Raw genomic sequence first — 14,408 nt, 5'->3', positions numbered from 1 at the left:
AGGCCAGGCTGTGCTCAGATCGAGCCGGCCTCAACCATGAAGTTGTTGGCGCTGCACATCGCGGCATCGTCGGAGGCCAGGAACAACACCATGCGGGCGACATAGACGGGATCAATCGGATCGGGCAGACATTGGCGCTCTAGCTGTTTGGCCAGCGTCTCGGGGGTGACCCACAGGTTTTTCTGGCGTTCGGTCATGATCCAGCCGGGCACCACGGTGTTGATGCGGATGCGGTGGCGTCCCAATTCACGCGCCATGGTGCGGGTCAGCCCATGCACGGCCGCCTTGGCGGTGGCGTAGGCCGGAAAACCGGCCCCGGTTTCCCACCATGAATTTGACCCCATATTGATGATGGAGCCGCCCCCCGCCGCAATCATTGCCGGCGCGACGGCCTGAATGGCAAAGAACATGTGGCGCAGGTTCACATCCATCCGCTCATCCCATTGCTCGGCGGTCATCTTGGCCCAGTCATGGCGATCATCGCGCGCGGCATTGTTGACCAGAACCTGCGCCGGGCCCAGTTTTTCGGTCAGATCCGCAAAACCGGCTTGCAGCGCATCGATGTCGCGCAGATCGCAGCAGGCCAGCCCATGATCGCCGTCAAAGCCGGATAAAAGCGCATTGGCCCCGGCCGCATCAATATCGACAATGCCGACCCTGGCCCCCTGGGCGGCGAAACCGGCCGCAATATCGGCACCGATCCCGGAGGCCCCGCCGGTCACGATGACTGTTTTGCCCTTGAGGCTGGGATAGGTTGCAAAGGGTTCCATCACGCGTCGCGCTCCATGATCCATTCGACCTCGGGCGCGACGACAAAGCGCCATTTGCGCAGCGGCCCCGCCATCACGTTGAGATAATACATCTCAAAGCCGTAAGGCGCGCCGCAGGGGTGATGCCCGCGCGGCACCAGAACCACATCGCCATCGGCAACCGCCATGGTTTCATCCAGCGACCCGTCATCGGTATAGACCCGCTGGATGCCAAAGCCATTGGCCGGGTTCAGGCGGTGGTAATAGGTTTCTTCCAGATAGGTGATGCGCGGAAAATCATCCTCGTCATGGCGGTGGCTGGGATAGGAGGACCAGTGGCCCGCCGGGGTGAATACCTCGGTTACCAGCAGGCTGTCGCAGTAATCCTCATTCTCCATCGCGATATTGTTGATATGGCGGGTATTGGTGCCTTTGCCGCGCGCCGTCAGGGTGATGCCCGCGGGCCCGATCCGGCGCGCCTGATGCCCGCCCTTGCCGGGGGCCGAACAGACCGCGATCACGCAATCGGTCTCGGCTTTGGCGGCCCAATCGGTGCCGTTCGGCAGATAGAGGCAATGCGGCGCGGTCTTTTCAAAGACATCCATCCGGTCGCCCAGAACGCCCCAATCCTGCCCGCCAGCGGTTATCTGCGCCTTGCCCTGCACCATGACAAGGATCACCTCATTGTCGCCTGTCGCCTCGGCCGCGCTATCGCCGGCCAACAGGTGATACAGCGAGAATCCGACATGGCGCCAGCCTGCCGATGCCGGCGTGATCTCATGCACCTTGCCGCGGGTGCCAAATGGCTTTCTGAGCAGGTTGGGCATCGGGTGGTCTCCTTCTGGTTCGGTTCAGCCGTCGATGCGCAGGCCCGAGCGGGCGCAGATCTCGACGATGTGATCATATCCCAGCTTGGAATATTCATAGGGCGGGGCCTTGGCCGGATCCTGTTCGGCCTCGACCACGATCCAGCCCGCGAAATCCATCTTCTTCAGGGCATCGGTGATGGTCTGAAAATCAATACAGCCTTCCGGGTCGCCCGGAACGGTAAAGGCCCCGGCGATGACGGCGTCAAGAAAGCTGCCGTTTTCGGCCCGGATCCTGCGGGTCACATCCGCGCGCACATCCTTGAAATGGACATGGGCCACCCGGTGGCCCCATTTATCCAGTGTCGCCATGACATCGGCCCCGCCGAAATGAAGGTGCCCGGTGTCAAACAGCAGCGCCACCTCCTCCGAGGCCCCCGCCATCAGCCAGTCGATATTGTCCTGATCCTCGATCATCGTGCCCATATGGTGGTGATAGGCCAGCACCAACCCCTGATCGGCCATCCACTTGGCCAGTTCAGACAGTTTCGCGGCATAGGCCATCACCTCATCGCGCGACAATCTGGGGCGTGCAACGAGCGGCGTGGCCTGGTCGCCCTGAACGGTGTTGGAACATTCGGCATAGACAAGGCAGGGCGCATCCAGGGCGACAAACTGGTCGACCTGCTGGCGGATCGCGTTGATCTCTTCGGCAATTGTGGATGTCATCAGATTGCCCGAACACCAGCCGCCGCAAAGCGCGATGTCATTGGCCGTCAGGAAACGGCGCAGCCCCTCGGTGTCCTGCGGCATGCGCTGGCCACGTTCGATACCGGTATAGCCGATCTGGCGGGCCTCGCGCAAAGCCTGTTCCATGGAATAGGCGGCCGTCAGATCCGGCAGATCATCGTTTTGCCAGGCAATCGGAGAGATCCCAATCTTCACGCTCATTTGGTGTTTCTTTCCTTGATGGCGGCCTCATAGGCGCGGCGTTTCTCAGTCACTTCGGCGCGGTCGCTGACTTCGGCAACCGCCACGTCCCACCAATGGCCGCCATGCGGTGTCGAGGGATAAGGGTCGGTGTCGATCACAATCACATAGGGGCCCGAAATCGCACCGCGCGCGTCAAGCGCTTCTTCCAATTCGGCCACGGAGCCAACCCGGACCGCGGTCGCCCCCATCGAGGCGGCGTGTTGCACGAAGTCGATATTCGAGGGCCGCGCATGGATGGTATGATCCAGCATGTTGTTGAACTCGGCCCCGCCGGTGCCCATTTGCAGCCGGTTGATGCAGCCATAGCCGCGATTGTCGGTGACGATCACGGTAAAGCTGATCGCCATCATCGCGGCGGTGGCCAGTTCCGAATTGGCCATCATATAGGTGCCGTCGCCGGTAAAGCAGATCACGTCACGGTCGGGTTGCGCCATCTTGATGCCCATGGCACCGGCGATTTCATAGCCCATGCAACTGAAGCCATATTCCATGTGATAGGCACCCGGGCGCGGGGCCTTCCACAGCTTGTGCAGCTCGCCCGGCATGGTGCCTGCCGCGCTCATCACCACGGTGTCGGCATGCGATGCCCGCTGCACGGCCCCGATCACCTGCATGTCGGTCGCCAGGGCGTTGCCGCTCTGCGGCGCGTCGGTCAGCGCGTCGACCTTGGCGAACCACGCGGCCTTGCGCGTCGGGGCGGGGGCATCGAAACGCTGATCCCCAAGGGCCGCGGCCAGCTCAATCAGGCCGACCTGCGCATCGCATTGCACCGGCATGGCACCGTGTTTTTCGGCGTCATAGGCGGCGGTGTTCAGGCTGATCAGGCAGCGCTCGGGGTTCGAGAACAGCCCCCATGACCCGGTGGTGAAATCCTGAAATCTGGTGCCCACACCCAGGATCAGATCGGCCCCGGCGCAGATCTCGTTGGCGGGTTCGCCCCCGGTCACGCCGATCGGCCCGAGATTGAGCGGATGATCCCAGGCCAGCGCCGATTTGCCCGCCTGGGTTTCGGCAACGGGGATGTTATGGGTCTCGGCAAAGCGGGCCAGATCATCGGTGGCCCCCGAATAATGCACGCCGCCACCGGCCACGATGACCGGTTGCCTGGCGGTTTTGATGGCCGCGACAGCGCGCGCCAGTTCCGCCGCATCGGGGCGGATGCGGCGCTGATACCAGATTTTCGGTTCAAAAAAGCGGGTCGGATACTCATAGGCTTCGGCCTGAACATCCTGACAGAAGGACAGGGTCGCGGGGCCGCAATCGCTCGGGTCGGTCATGGTCCGAAAGGCGCGCGGCAGCGCGGTCAAAAGCTGTTCGGGCCGGGTGATGCGGTCGAAATAGCGGCTGACGGGTTTGAAGGCGTCATTGACGCTGATGGTGCCATCGCCGAAATCCTCGATCTGCTGCAGCACCGGATCGGGGCCGCGACCGGCAAAGACATCGCCCGGCAAGAGCAGCACCGGCAGCCGGTTGACATGCGCCAAAGCGGCCGCCGTCACCATGTTCAATGCGCCGGGCCCGATCGAGGAGGTCACCGCCATCGCGCGTTTGCGGTTGAGCTGCTTGGCATAGGCAATCGCGGCATGGGCCATGGTCTGTTCATTATGGCCGCGCCAGGTTGGCAAGGTTTCGCGCGCGCCGTAAAGCGCCTCGCCGATCCCGGCCACATTGCCATGGCCGAAGATCGCCCAGACCCCGGCGATGAACGGGTCACCGTCTTCGGTCATCTGGGCGCTCAGATAGCGCATCATGGCCTGCGCGGCGGTCAGTTTGATGGTCTTGGTCATTGCAGATCTCCCTTGCCGCGCGCCTTGTCCCAGATCGCGCAAAGCCGCTGATAGATATCGGCCATCGCATCGACAGCCTCCTTGTCGGAAACTTCGCCGAGCATCCAGGCGCGTGCGCTTTCGGCAAAGATGGTCCGGCCGACGGCGAAACCCTTGACCAACGGATAACGCGCGGCCACCGCAAAGCTGGTGGCGAGATTTGCCTCGGTTTCGCCGAGGCCCAGGATCACGATGCCGCGGGTGTCGGGATCATTGGTCTCGATGGCCGCGATGGTCTGTTCCCAGGCGGCTTCGGTCAGCATCGGCTCCAGCTTCCACCAGTCGGGATAGACATCGGCATCATAGAACCGCTGGATCACCCGCGCGGTGGTGTCATCCGCGATGGGCCCGGCTTTCGACGGGATCACCTCGAGCAGAAATTCCAGCCGGTTGCGGCGGCAGGCGTTGAAGAGCCGGATGATCGTGGCCTCCTGATCGGCCCAGAGATCGGCCCCATCATCGGGGTGACAAAAGCACAGCACCTTGACCACCTGATCGCGCGGCCATTCCGACAGCCCGCCATAATCGGGGCCGATTTCCGGCTCCAGGGTCAGCGGCCGCGAGCCCGGCCATTCGACCGGACGACCGATCCAGAGATTGCTGCCCGTCGCCCGGCACAGGGCATCGCGGCCCAGACGGCCGTCGCATAAAAGCCCATAGCCGGGCCGCCCGTCGGCCACCTGCAGGGTGGCGTCAAGGCACAGGTCCTTGAAGCGGCCGATCTTTTCAACGCTGGCACCTGCGATCTCTTCCATCTGGATCCGGTGATCATAGGCAAAAACCCGCAGCTCGGGCCAGTCGGGGTGCCGGTTGGTCGCCCAATGTATCTGTTGCAGCGCGCCATCGTTGCGCAGATCGGGGTGCCGCGGGCCACATGCGCCACATGCGAGGAAGAACCGAAGCTCCTGCCAGCTTGGAAAGGCCGGGGTGCAGCCATGGCGGCTGACAGCTAAGGCCCTGCAGGCATTGGCATATTTGAGGGCTGTCGGCCAATCCTCACCATCCAGCCAGCCCTTGAGCAACCCCGATATGAAACCATCGCCCGCGCCCGGCATGTTGACCATTTCGATGCCGAATCCGGGGCCGATTTCGCCCGCATCCAGCCTGTCCGGGATGGCTCCGGCAAAGGCTGCGGCCGCCGCTGCGCCGCGTGTGCAGACCAGCGTCGCACCCGAGACGGCGCGCACCGCGCGCAACGCCGCGACCGTGTCGGTGGTGCCGCCGGCAATGTGGAATTCCTCTTCGGTGCCGACGATCAGATCAAAAAGATGCAGCGTCGATTGCAGCCTGGCCGTGACCTTGTCCGAGGCCACGAACCGGCTTTCGCCATCGCCATGGCCGGCAACGCCCCAGAGGTTCGGGCAATAGTCGATATCGAGGGCGGTCTGCATCCCCGCCGCGCGGGCAATTTCCAGCGCCTTGAGCGTGGCCGCCGCGACCTGCGGATGGCTCAGATGGGTGCCCGTGGCCATAACCGCGCGCGCCCTGGTGATGAAATCGGGGTCGATATCGGCCACCGTCAGCCCCATATCGGCACAGTTTTCGCGGTAAAAGATCATCGGGAACTGGTCCTGATCCCGGATCCCCAGCAAAACCAGCGCCGTCAGACGGTCGGGGTCGGTCTTGACACCGCGCGTATCGACACCCTCGCGGGCCAATTCCTCGCGGATGAAGCGGCCCATATTTTCATCGCCGACACCGGTGATGACCGCCGATTTCAGCCCCAGCCGCGCCGTGCCGCAGGCGATTTTCGTGGCCGAGCCGCCGATATGCTTGTTGAATGACCGCATATCCTCAAGCCTGCCGCCGGTCTGAATCCCGTAAAGATCAACTGACGAACGGCCAATGGTGATGAGATCAAGGGGTTTGGTCACAGCAATTGCCTTTCGGAGCAATGAGAACGCGATTTGGACCGTCTTCGCGTGAAGAGATCAAGGATAACGCCATCCGGCCGGACGCGGTTACCCGCCGCCCCCGGACAGGCGGCAATGCCGGGGGCAGCAGGCGCGAGGTGCAGTTCACGAGGCGGTATCGGAGGCCCCCTCTCTCCGCCCCGTGAACCGTCTGCCAAATCCTGGGGAGGACAGGATGGCAATGCGAAAACCCCTTCATCGGAAAGAGGTCGGATCGCCCCCCGAGCGTCGCCTCAAGCTGCACCATTTTCTGACCGCCCGCCATCGCGCGCGGCTCATTCGGCAAAGCCGAATATCGTCTGCTCCGGCCCTTGCGCGGGCCGGGCAATATTTCCATCGCCCGGCGGATCACCCTCCGGCCAGGCCGGTCACGTCAGATCCGCCAGCTTCACGGGCTGGCCGGTCCTGGCCGAGCGCGCCGCCGCCTCGGCCATGGCCAGCGCGCCAACACCATCCTGCAATGTAACCGGAAATGCCGATCCGGTTTCGAGCGCCTCGACAAAAGCCGCCCATTCCGCCGCATAGGCGGGCATGTAGCGTTCCAGAAAAAAGTAGGTCGGTTTGGCGCTGGTGACGCCGGCTCTGGTCGATTTGACGACTGTGTTCTCCAGCATGTTCTGAGCCTGAAGCAGGCCCTCCGAGCCCAGAATTTCGACCCGCTGATCATAGCCATAGACCGCGCGGCGCGAATTTTTGATCACTGCGATGCGCCCATCCGCATAGGTCAGTGTGACCACCGCAGTGTCGATATCGCCGGCGGCCCCGATTTCGGGATCGACGATCGAGCTGCCGGTGGCGATGACCGACAATGGCAATTCCGCCATCAGAAAATTGGCCATGTCGAAATCATGGATCATCATGTCGCGAAACAGGCCGCCCGAGATTCTGATGTAGCTGACCGGCGGCGGGGCGGGGTCGAAGGACGTGATCGACAGCAGTTCGGGCTTGCCGATTTCGCCATTTTGCAGAGCCGCCTTCAGCGCCGCGAAACTGGGGTCGAAGCGGCGGTTGAAACCGATCATCACCGGCTGGCCGCTGCGCGCCACCGCCGCCTGACAGGCGCGGGCACGCTCAAGGTTCAGATCGACCGGCTTTTCGCATAAGACCGCCTTGCCGGCGGCGGTGGCGGCCTCGATCAGATCCGAATGGGTGTCGGTGGAGGTCGCGATCAGAACCGCGTCGATCGCATCATCGGTGATGATCTCGTCCGAGCTGCGCATCTGTGCCCCATGTTCGGCGGCAAGCTTGCGGGCATTGTCTTCGAACATATCCGAGACGGCGACCAGATGGCTGCCGGGATGCCCGGCAATCGTCCGGGCATGCACATTGCCGATACGGCCGGCACCGAGAAGTCCGACATTGAGCATGTTTCCTACCTTCCGATTCCTCGAATTCCACCCAGTTTCGACAATTCTGCACGCGGGTGCAAGATGCTTTTGCACGCGGGTGCAAAGATTCTGGCGCAAGCCGGCAATCTCCGATACCGTGCCCTGAAGGAGCAGATGATGAGCCAGCGATCGAATGAGATTCCGTCTGGTTCCGTGACGGCCGATGACGTTGCGGAATTGGCTGGCGTGTCCCGATGGACGGTCAGTCGCGCCTTCAAGACAGACGCCTCGATTTCGGAAAAGAGCCGCCGGAAAGTTCTGCAGGTCGCCGAGCGCCTTGGCTATGTCCCGGATCTTCTCGCGGCCAGCCTGGCCTCGGATCGCAGCAATCTTGTGGCTTTGCTGGTGGATGATTTTGCCAATCCCCACAAGCTCATCATGATGGAACGCCTGACCCGGATCCTGCGGCAAAGCGGCTGGGATACCCTGCTGGTCAACACCCTGGGCGATGATGATGCGTCGGCGGCCCTGCTGAACGCAAGCCAGCGCCGGGTCGATGCCGCGGTTCTGATCGGGATCCAGTTTGACGATCAGGTTCTGGCCACGGCGCTGGGGGCGCGGCGGGTCCGCAAGCTTATCGTTTTTGCCCGTTTCTCCGAAGATCCGAATACGATTTCGATCTGCTGCGATGACAAGGCCGCAATGACCACCATTGCCGATTACGTCATGCAAAGGGGCTATCGTCGGCCATTGTTTCTTGCCGGGCCGCAGACCTGTTCGGCCCATCTGCTGCGCAAGGATACGTTCCTGACCCGGTGGCGCGCCGAAAACGGCACCGAGCCCGATTTCATTTCGGTTCCGGCCTATGATCCACAGCTTGCGTTCAAACGGGTGGCGCAATATCTGACCGGGCCCGGCGCGACCGCCAGACCTGACATTATCGTCTGCGAAAATGATGCCCTGGCGATGGGCGCGGTCGATGCGATCCGCTATGAGCTTGGCCTGCGCGTGCCCGAAGACATCGCCGTCACCGGATTTGACGATGTCCCCCAGGCCGACAGCCCGCATTACCGGCTGACCACCTATCGCCAGCCGCTCACCGCGATGGCAGAGGGGCTGGTGCAGGTTTTGAAGGGTGAGACAGAGACAATGAAACTCTGTCAGTTTTCAGGGCATCTGGTGATCCGCGACAGCGCCTGAGACATGCCCGCCCTGCCTTATCCGGTTTGGCCCGCAAATCGTGCCACCAGGTCCTGCCATTGCCGGGCGGGAACGGCGCGTGGGCTGGCCGTCAGCCAATATCCCTTGCCGGTTTTCAGGTTGCGCCTGCTCAACCTGACCAGCCGTCCATCCGCCAGGGCCGGCGCGCAAAGAGCGACCGAGCCGAGGATGACCCCGGCACCCTCGATCGCGGCACCAAGGCACTGACTGAAACTGTCCAGTCGCAACGCCGGAACCGGGGTGGCCGAACCGGTTCCCTGCGCCGCCCATTGCTGCCACCCCGCACGCGGCCCCGACAGGGCGATATGGGGCAATCTGTGCCAGTCATCGGGCGATTGCGCCAGCAATGCGGGCGCGGCCATCGGCGTGAGCACCTCCTCATACAGACGTGCCGATCGCAGGTCCGGCCAATCACCGCGGCCATAGCGGGTCTGGATGTCGGTATCTTCGCGCCCCAGATCCATATCGGTGTGCAGGGTGTGAAAGGACAGTTGGTAGCTTTTCGGCAGCTCTCTCAGGCGCGGCGCAAACCAAAGCGAGATCAGCGTCGTGCTTGCCATGATCCTGATTTGTTGCAGCGGCCTGGCAAACAGCTCATCCGTGGCGCTGGCCAGCGCCGCCAGGGCATTGGTGACAGGCGGCAGCCAGGCCTCGCCGGCAACGGTCAGGCAAACGCCGCGGGGCTGGCGGTTGAACAGGACCACACCCAGACGGGCCTCCAGATTGTGGATCCGCTGGCTGATGGCGGCCTGGGTCAGGCCCATCTCGTCGGCGGCGCGGGTGAAACTGCCGCTGCGCGCGGCCGCTTCAAAGGCGCGGACCCATTCCAGCGGCGGCAGGGGGATGGGTGGATTAGGCATAAGGAAAACCGGGCCTCAGGGGCGAATTATATTTCTTTTGATAATGCCACATCTCGCTAGGTTTGTCGAGAATCGACCCCCTGCGAGGATTTTTCAGATGCCTACCGTCACGCATTCGCCGTCTGGCGACATCCTGACATTGACCACCCCGGAGCGCGCCTTTCGTTTCCATGCGATCTGGCTGCGCGACAATGCGCAAGATGGCGAAACGCGCGCGCCCGGAAACAATCAGCGCCTGATCACGCTGGGCGATATTCCGGCCGATACCCATATCACGGATACGGCCCTGCGGGGCGGTGCGCTCGAGGTCACATTTGCCCCGGAAGGCAAGAGTGTTTGCTATGATCCGGTCTGGTTGCAGGCCCATGCCTATGACCGGCCCGCCCCGGCGGGGCGCGGCTGGACCGGCCCACAGATCGAGACATGGGATGGCAGCCTGATGGAAAATGTCCCGGTGGGGGATTTTCAGGCGGTCAAGGCCGACCCCGGGGAAAAACGGGCCTGGCTGGAAAAAACCCGCCGCTACGGGTTTGGCAAGCTGACCGGCGGGCCGGTGCGCGATGGGGCCCTGTTCGAGGTGGCCGATCTGTTCGGCTATGTGCGCGAGACCAATTACGGGCGCCATTTCGAGGTCCGCACCGAAGTGAACCCGACCAATCTGGCCTATACCGGGCTTGGCCTGCAGGCCCATACCGATAACCCTTATCGTGATCCGGTGCCCTCGATCCAGATCCTCTATTGCCTCGAAAGCTCGGCTGCGGGCGGCGAAAACATGGTTGTGGACGGCTTTGCCGCGGCGCAAAAGCTGCAACAGCTCGATCCGGCCGGTTTCGATCTGCTGGCCGATCATTGCGCCCGGTTCGAATATGTCGGCGGCAAAGGCGTGCGTCTGCGCGCGCGCCGCCCGATGATCGAACTTGCCCCCGACGGCGAAATCATCGCGGTCCGGTTCAACAACCGCTCGACCGCCCCGATAACCGATGTGCCGTTCGAGGATATGCAGGCCTATTACGCGGCCTATCGGCGCTTGGGCGCGATCATCGACGACCCGGCAATGGCGGTGACATTCCGCCTTGAACCGGGCGAATGTTTCCTTGTCGACAACACCCGCATTCTACATGCCCGAAAGGGATATTCCGGCAGCGGAACCCGCTGGCTGCAAGGCTGCTACGCGGATAAGGACGGGCTTTTGTCGACCCTGGCCGCGCTGGAGGAAGCGCCATGAGAAACCCCGATCTGACCGCGGACAATATCGTCGATTTTCTGGGCGGTATTTTTGCCCGCCGTGGCGGCGAGGAATATCTGGGCGAGCCGGTCACCATGGCCGAACACATGCTGCAAGGGGCCTGGTTCGCCGAAAAGGCGGGGGAACCGGAACAGATCATCGTTGCGGCGCTGTTGCATGACATCGGCCATTTCACCTCGGAATTCGGCACGTTTTCCATGAATGACACCAGCGACCGTCGGCATGAAGATGCCGGCGCGGATGTTCTGGCGCCGTTTTTCCCGCGTATCGTGACCGATTGCGTGCGCCATCATGTGGCCGCCAAACGCTATCTTTGTGCGGTGAAGCCGGATTATTTCAAACGGCTGTCGGCGGCGTCGATCCATTCGCTGAACCTGCAAGGCGGGCCGATGAGCGCCGAAGAGATTGCCGCGTTCGAGACCACCCCGAACCTGAAGGATATCGTCAAGCTGCGCTATTATGACGAGGCCGGCAAACGGGCGGATATGGCCACGCCACCCTTCGAGCATTACGCGCCCATGATAGAGCGGGTGATTGCCGCCCATGGCGCGTCAGACCCGGATCGGCAGAAGGGCAATATTCGCTGAATTGGCGGGGTTTTGTAATGACCGGCCTGTGGAGGGAAAATTCGCAGCCTCTGCCCCATCCCCATGTGCCCCGGGTTTTTGACATCTGATGCGGGCTGATTGCATCCTGGCGGGCAAATTCGGGCGGCTGGCGGCATCTGGTGGCTGATTACGGGGCCGCTATCAGCCCGGGCAGCTTCATCCGCTGGATCTTGCCCGATGGCCCTTTCGGAAGCTCGCCAAGCAGGTGGATCACATCGGGCGATTTGAACCGGCCAAGCCGGTCATGGCAGAGCACGATCAGATCGTCGGCCGTGACGCGCGCCCCGTTTCGCAGGCTGACGGCGGCCTCGACCCGTTCGCCATAGTGGTCGCAGGGCCGGGCAAAGGCGGCGGCCTCGACCACATCGGGATGCGAATAGAGCGCCTCGTCTATTTCACGCGGCGCGATGTTTTCGCCGCCCTTGATGATCAGCTCCTTCAGGCGCCCGGTGACAAAGACATAGCCATCGCAATCCATCCGCCCAAGATCGCCCGAGCGCAGCCAGTCGCCGGCAAATGTGGCGGCGGTCGCGTCGGGATTGTGCAGGTAGCCGCGCATGACATTGGGGCCGCGAATGGCAATTTCGCCTTCCTGGCCGCGCGCGGCCTCGGTCAGGTCAGGGGCCAGAATGCGCACCTCATTGCCAAAGCCGATACCCGGAGAACCGATTTTCCGGATCCCCGGTGGCAGCGGGTTTGACAGGATCTGCGCCGCCGTTTCGGTCAGCCCCATGGTCTCGATGATCGACACGCCGAACCGGGTTTCAAAACCGGTATGGGTTTCGACGGCCAGGGCGGAAGATGCCGAGCGGCCAAATCGCAGGCGATCCTTCACGCTTTGGGCCGGCCCACCCTGGCCGTGCAGCAGATGGCTGATGATGGTCGGCACGACCGAGAACCAGGTCACCGACGCCGCATCGGCCTGGGCCCAGAACCGGCTGTTGGAAAAGCGCGAGACCATGGCCAGCGAGCCGCCCGAGATCAGCGCCCCCATCACGCTGACGCAAAGCCCGTTGATATGGTAGATCGGCAGCACGCAAAAGCCGCGATCGGCCGGGCTCAGCTCATGCGCAAGGCAGGTGGTCCAGCCGCCCGCCAGCAGGCTGGCATGGCTGTGAACCACGCCTTTGGGCTGGCCGGTGGTGCCTGATGTATACATCAAAAGGGCGTCATCATCGGGTCCGAGATCGGGCAATGCGGCAGCCCCGATCAGCGTCTCCGGGTCGAGCCTCGCCATGCAAGCAGGCGCGGTCTTTGCGAAAATATCGGTCTGAGTTTCATGCACAAAGGCCGTCTGCGCGCCGGAATGCTGCAGCACATAGGAAATGGCCTCCGGCCCGGCGGCCAGGTTGATCATCGTCGCCCGGAAGCCGCCATAAAGCGTGGCATAAAGCGCCAGAACCCCATCCCGGCCATTGGGGTGAATGATGGCGACGCTTTCGCCCTTGGCAATCCCTTGCGCCACCATCGCTTGCGCCATGGCCCTGGCGCTGTCGCGCAGCTCGGTCCAGCTCAGGATCTCGCCGGTTTCGGGAAAGACAATGGCGGTATCCGCGCCCTCGGCCCGCAGATCCAGCCAATTGCGCACGGTGCCCGAGGGCGGGGTATCGCGGTCAACCTTCATTGGCCGGTCCGGGCCCAGTATTCGGCAAAGATATCCGCCAATGCCGGTTCGCGCGGGGGTATTTCGCGCACGATCCTGGTGGTTTGCATGAAATGGCGCCAATGCAGATTGTCATCGATCGAATTTCCGCCCCATGACCCGCAGCCCATCGACAGCGAAAACGGCATGCCATTGGTAAAGGACCCGCCAGTGGCAAAGGTATGGGCCTGATTGACGATCACCCGGCTGGTCGGGATGGCCCGCGCCAGCGCCAGCGGCCGCTCGTCGCGCGCGGTGTGGATGCCGACCGAATGCCCGGCCCCCTGATGGCGTTGCAGCCGCAGGGTGATGGCCAGGGCATCGTCGAAATCGCGGGCGCGGTAGAGCGCCAGAACGCGGCTCAGCTTTTCACCCGAGAGCGGAAAATCGGGACCGATGCCGCTGGTTTCGACGGCGATATATTCGGTGCCCTCGGGAACCTGGCCGGTCAGACCCAGCACCGCGATCAGATCCTTGGCATCACGGGCGATGGCGCGCGGGTTCAGCTGGCCGTCAACCCATAACCGGCTGGTCACTTTGGCCTCGTCGGTGATCAGCGCGCCGCCGGTGCGGGCCATCTCGGTGGTGAAGGCATCATAGATGGCATCGACCAGCACGACGGCATTCTCGGATGAACATGAGGTCGCGTTGTCGAAGATCTTGGAGGCTTTTATCTTGTCGGCGGCAGCGGCCAGATCGGCGGTTTCATCGACGATCACGGCCACATTGCCGGCCCCGACCGCCAGCGCGGGCGTGCCGGAACTATAGGCCCGGCGGACATTGTTCTGGCTGCCGGTGACCACAATGAGGTCGGAGATCTCCAGCAGGGTTTGGGTTTTTTCCTTGGACCCCGGCCCGGGGATCATCTGGACCAGATCCCGGTCCAGCCCGATCTTGTCGAACTCGGCATGGATGAATCCCAGCAGCGCTTCGCAGGTCGGCACGCCCTTGGGCGAGGGTGATACAATGATGGCATTGCCGCATTTCAGGGCGTTGATGATATTGTTGGCCGGTGTCGCACCGGGATTTGTCGAGGGCACAACCGCCCCGATCACCCCGATGGGGCGGGCAATTCTGGTGATCCCGGTTGCCGCGTCATCGCTGAGGATGCCATGGGTCCGCACATTCTGGATATCGCGCATCAGCCCAAGCGTCTTGCGGTGGTTCTTGGTGATCTTGTCGGCGACATTGCCAAGCCCGGTGCTTGCCACCGCCA

The 14,408-nt window shown here is 62.9% G+C and carries 12 protein-coding genes; 3 read left to right on the top strand and 9 right to left on the bottom strand.

The window, feature by feature from the left end; genetic code table 11:
• Positions 1-14 precede the first annotated feature (14 nt).
• The 6 genes from ACW8PS_RS07640 to iolG all read right to left on the bottom strand — a co-directional run bounded on the left by ACW8PS_RS07640 (position 15) and on the right by iolG (position 7,654).
• Positions 15-770 carry an SDR family NAD(P)-dependent oxidoreductase gene (locus ACW8PS_RS07640; RefSeq protein WP_491526756.1) on the bottom strand — a complete coding sequence of 252 codons (756 nt, stop codon included), beginning with the start codon at positions 768-770 and terminating at the stop codon, positions 15-17.
• The gene (gene iolB / locus ACW8PS_RS07635; protein ID WP_491526755.1) at positions 770-1,576 is read right to left on the bottom strand and encodes a 5-deoxy-glucuronate isomerase; all 807 of its coding nucleotides are present in this window, start codon (positions 1,574-1,576) and stop codon (positions 770-772) included. Before iolB ends, ACW8PS_RS07640 begins: the two co-directional genes overlap by 1 nt.
• Before the next feature lie 24 nt (positions 1,577-1,600).
• Entirely contained in the window at positions 1,601-2,506 is a 906-nt protein-coding gene (gene iolE, locus ACW8PS_RS07630) for a myo-inosose-2 dehydratase (protein ID WP_491526754.1), read from the bottom strand.
• Complete coding sequence (gene iolD / locus ACW8PS_RS07625; protein WP_491526753.1) at positions 2,503-4,335, bottom strand: 3D-(3,5/4)-trihydroxycyclohexane-1,2-dione acylhydrolase (decyclizing); 1,833 nt, start codon at positions 4,333-4,335, stop codon at positions 2,503-2,505. Before iolD ends, iolE begins: the two co-directional genes overlap by 4 nt.
• A complete protein-coding gene (locus tag ACW8PS_RS07620; protein ID WP_491526752.1) occupies positions 4,332-6,248 on the bottom strand; it encodes a bifunctional 5-dehydro-2-deoxygluconokinase/5-dehydro-2-deoxyphosphogluconate aldolase in 1,917 nt (638 codons plus the stop codon). Before ACW8PS_RS07620 ends, iolD begins: the two co-directional genes overlap by 4 nt.
• 407 nt (positions 6,249-6,655) lie before the next feature.
• Positions 6,656-7,654 carry an inositol 2-dehydrogenase gene (iolG, locus tag ACW8PS_RS07615; RefSeq protein ID WP_491526751.1) on the bottom strand — a complete coding sequence of 333 codons (999 nt, stop codon included), beginning with the start codon at positions 7,652-7,654 and terminating at the stop codon, positions 6,656-6,658.
• A 138-nt stretch (positions 7,655-7,792) separates the two neighbouring features.
• Here iolG and ACW8PS_RS07610 point away from each other — a divergent pair, with 138 nt between their 5' ends.
• Complete coding sequence (locus ACW8PS_RS07610; RefSeq protein WP_491526750.1) at positions 7,793-8,815, top strand: LacI family DNA-binding transcriptional regulator; 1,023 nt, start codon at positions 7,793-7,795, stop codon at positions 8,813-8,815.
• A 17-nt stretch (positions 8,816-8,832) separates the two neighbouring features.
• Here ACW8PS_RS07610 and ACW8PS_RS07605 read toward each other — a convergent pair whose 3' ends face one another.
• Entirely contained in the window at positions 8,833-9,696 is an 864-nt protein-coding gene (locus ACW8PS_RS07605) for a LysR family transcriptional regulator (protein WP_491526749.1), read from the bottom strand.
• Between the two features lie 97 nt (positions 9,697-9,793).
• Between ACW8PS_RS07605 and tmpA the strand changes: the two genes are divergently transcribed.
• Both tmpA and tmpB read left to right on the top strand, forming a co-directional pair.
• The gene (gene tmpA / locus ACW8PS_RS07600; protein WP_491526748.1) at positions 9,794-10,921 is read left to right on the top strand and encodes a 2-trimethylaminoethylphosphonate dioxygenase; all 1,128 of its coding nucleotides are present in this window, start codon (positions 9,794-9,796) and stop codon (positions 10,919-10,921) included.
• A complete protein-coding gene (gene tmpB / locus ACW8PS_RS07595; RefSeq protein ID WP_491526746.1) occupies positions 10,918-11,529 on the top strand; it encodes a (R)-1-hydroxy-2-trimethylaminoethylphosphonate oxygenase in 612 nt (203 codons plus the stop codon). Before tmpA ends, tmpB begins: the two co-directional genes overlap by 4 nt.
• Positions 11,530-11,677: 148 nt before the next feature.
• Here the strand turns inward: tmpB and ACW8PS_RS07590 are convergent, their stop codons facing one another.
• Both ACW8PS_RS07590 and sauS read right to left on the bottom strand, forming a co-directional pair.
• Positions 11,678-13,174, bottom strand: coding sequence for an AMP-binding protein (locus ACW8PS_RS07590; RefSeq protein WP_491526745.1), 1,497 nt, complete (start codon positions 13,172-13,174; stop codon positions 11,678-11,680).
• A partial coding sequence (gene sauS / locus ACW8PS_RS07585; protein WP_491526744.1) for an acylating sulfoacetaldehyde dehydrogenase occupies positions 13,171-14,408 on the bottom strand: 1,238 nt, incomplete at its 5' end. The genes sauS and ACW8PS_RS07590, both read right to left, overlap by 4 nt.

Source organism: Alterinioella sp., assembly GCF_058343375.1.
The sequence above is the reverse complement of the archived record's forward strand: the minus strand, read 5'-3'. Positions and strand labels throughout refer to the sequence as shown.

Excerpts from the sequence above, each read along its gene's own strand:
- ACW8PS_RS07605 (WP_491526749.1), bottom strand. The coding sequence starts at position 9,696 with ATGCCTAATCCACCCATCCCCCTGCCGCCGCTGGAATGGGTCCGCGCC.
- ACW8PS_RS07610 (WP_491526750.1), top strand. The coding sequence starts at position 7,793 with ATGAGCCAGCGATCGAATGAGATTCCGTCTGGTTCCGTGACGGCCGAT.
- iolB (WP_491526755.1), bottom strand. The coding sequence starts at position 1,576 with ATGCCCAACCTGCTCAGAAAGCCATTTGGCACCCGCGGCAAGGTGCAT.
- tmpA (WP_491526748.1), top strand. The coding sequence starts at position 9,794 with ATGCCTACCGTCACGCATTCGCCGTCTGGCGACATCCTGACATTGACC.
- iolD (WP_491526753.1), bottom strand. The coding sequence starts at position 4,335 with ATGACCAAGACCATCAAACTGACCGCCGCGCAGGCCATGATGCGCTAT.
- iolG (WP_491526751.1), bottom strand. The coding sequence starts at position 7,654 with ATGCTCAATGTCGGACTTCTCGGTGCCGGCCGTATCGGCAATGTGCAT.
- ACW8PS_RS07590 (WP_491526745.1), bottom strand. The coding sequence starts at position 13,174 with ATGAAGGTTGACCGCGATACCCCGCCCTCGGGCACCGTGCGCAATTGG.
- iolE (WP_491526754.1), bottom strand. The coding sequence starts at position 2,506 with ATGAGCGTGAAGATTGGGATCTCTCCGATTGCCTGGCAAAACGATGAT.
- ACW8PS_RS07640 (WP_491526756.1), bottom strand. The coding sequence starts at position 770 with ATGGAACCCTTTGCAACCTATCCCAGCCTCAAGGGCAAAACAGTCATC.
- tmpB (WP_491526746.1), top strand. The coding sequence starts at position 10,918 with ATGAGAAACCCCGATCTGACCGCGGACAATATCGTCGATTTTCTGGGC.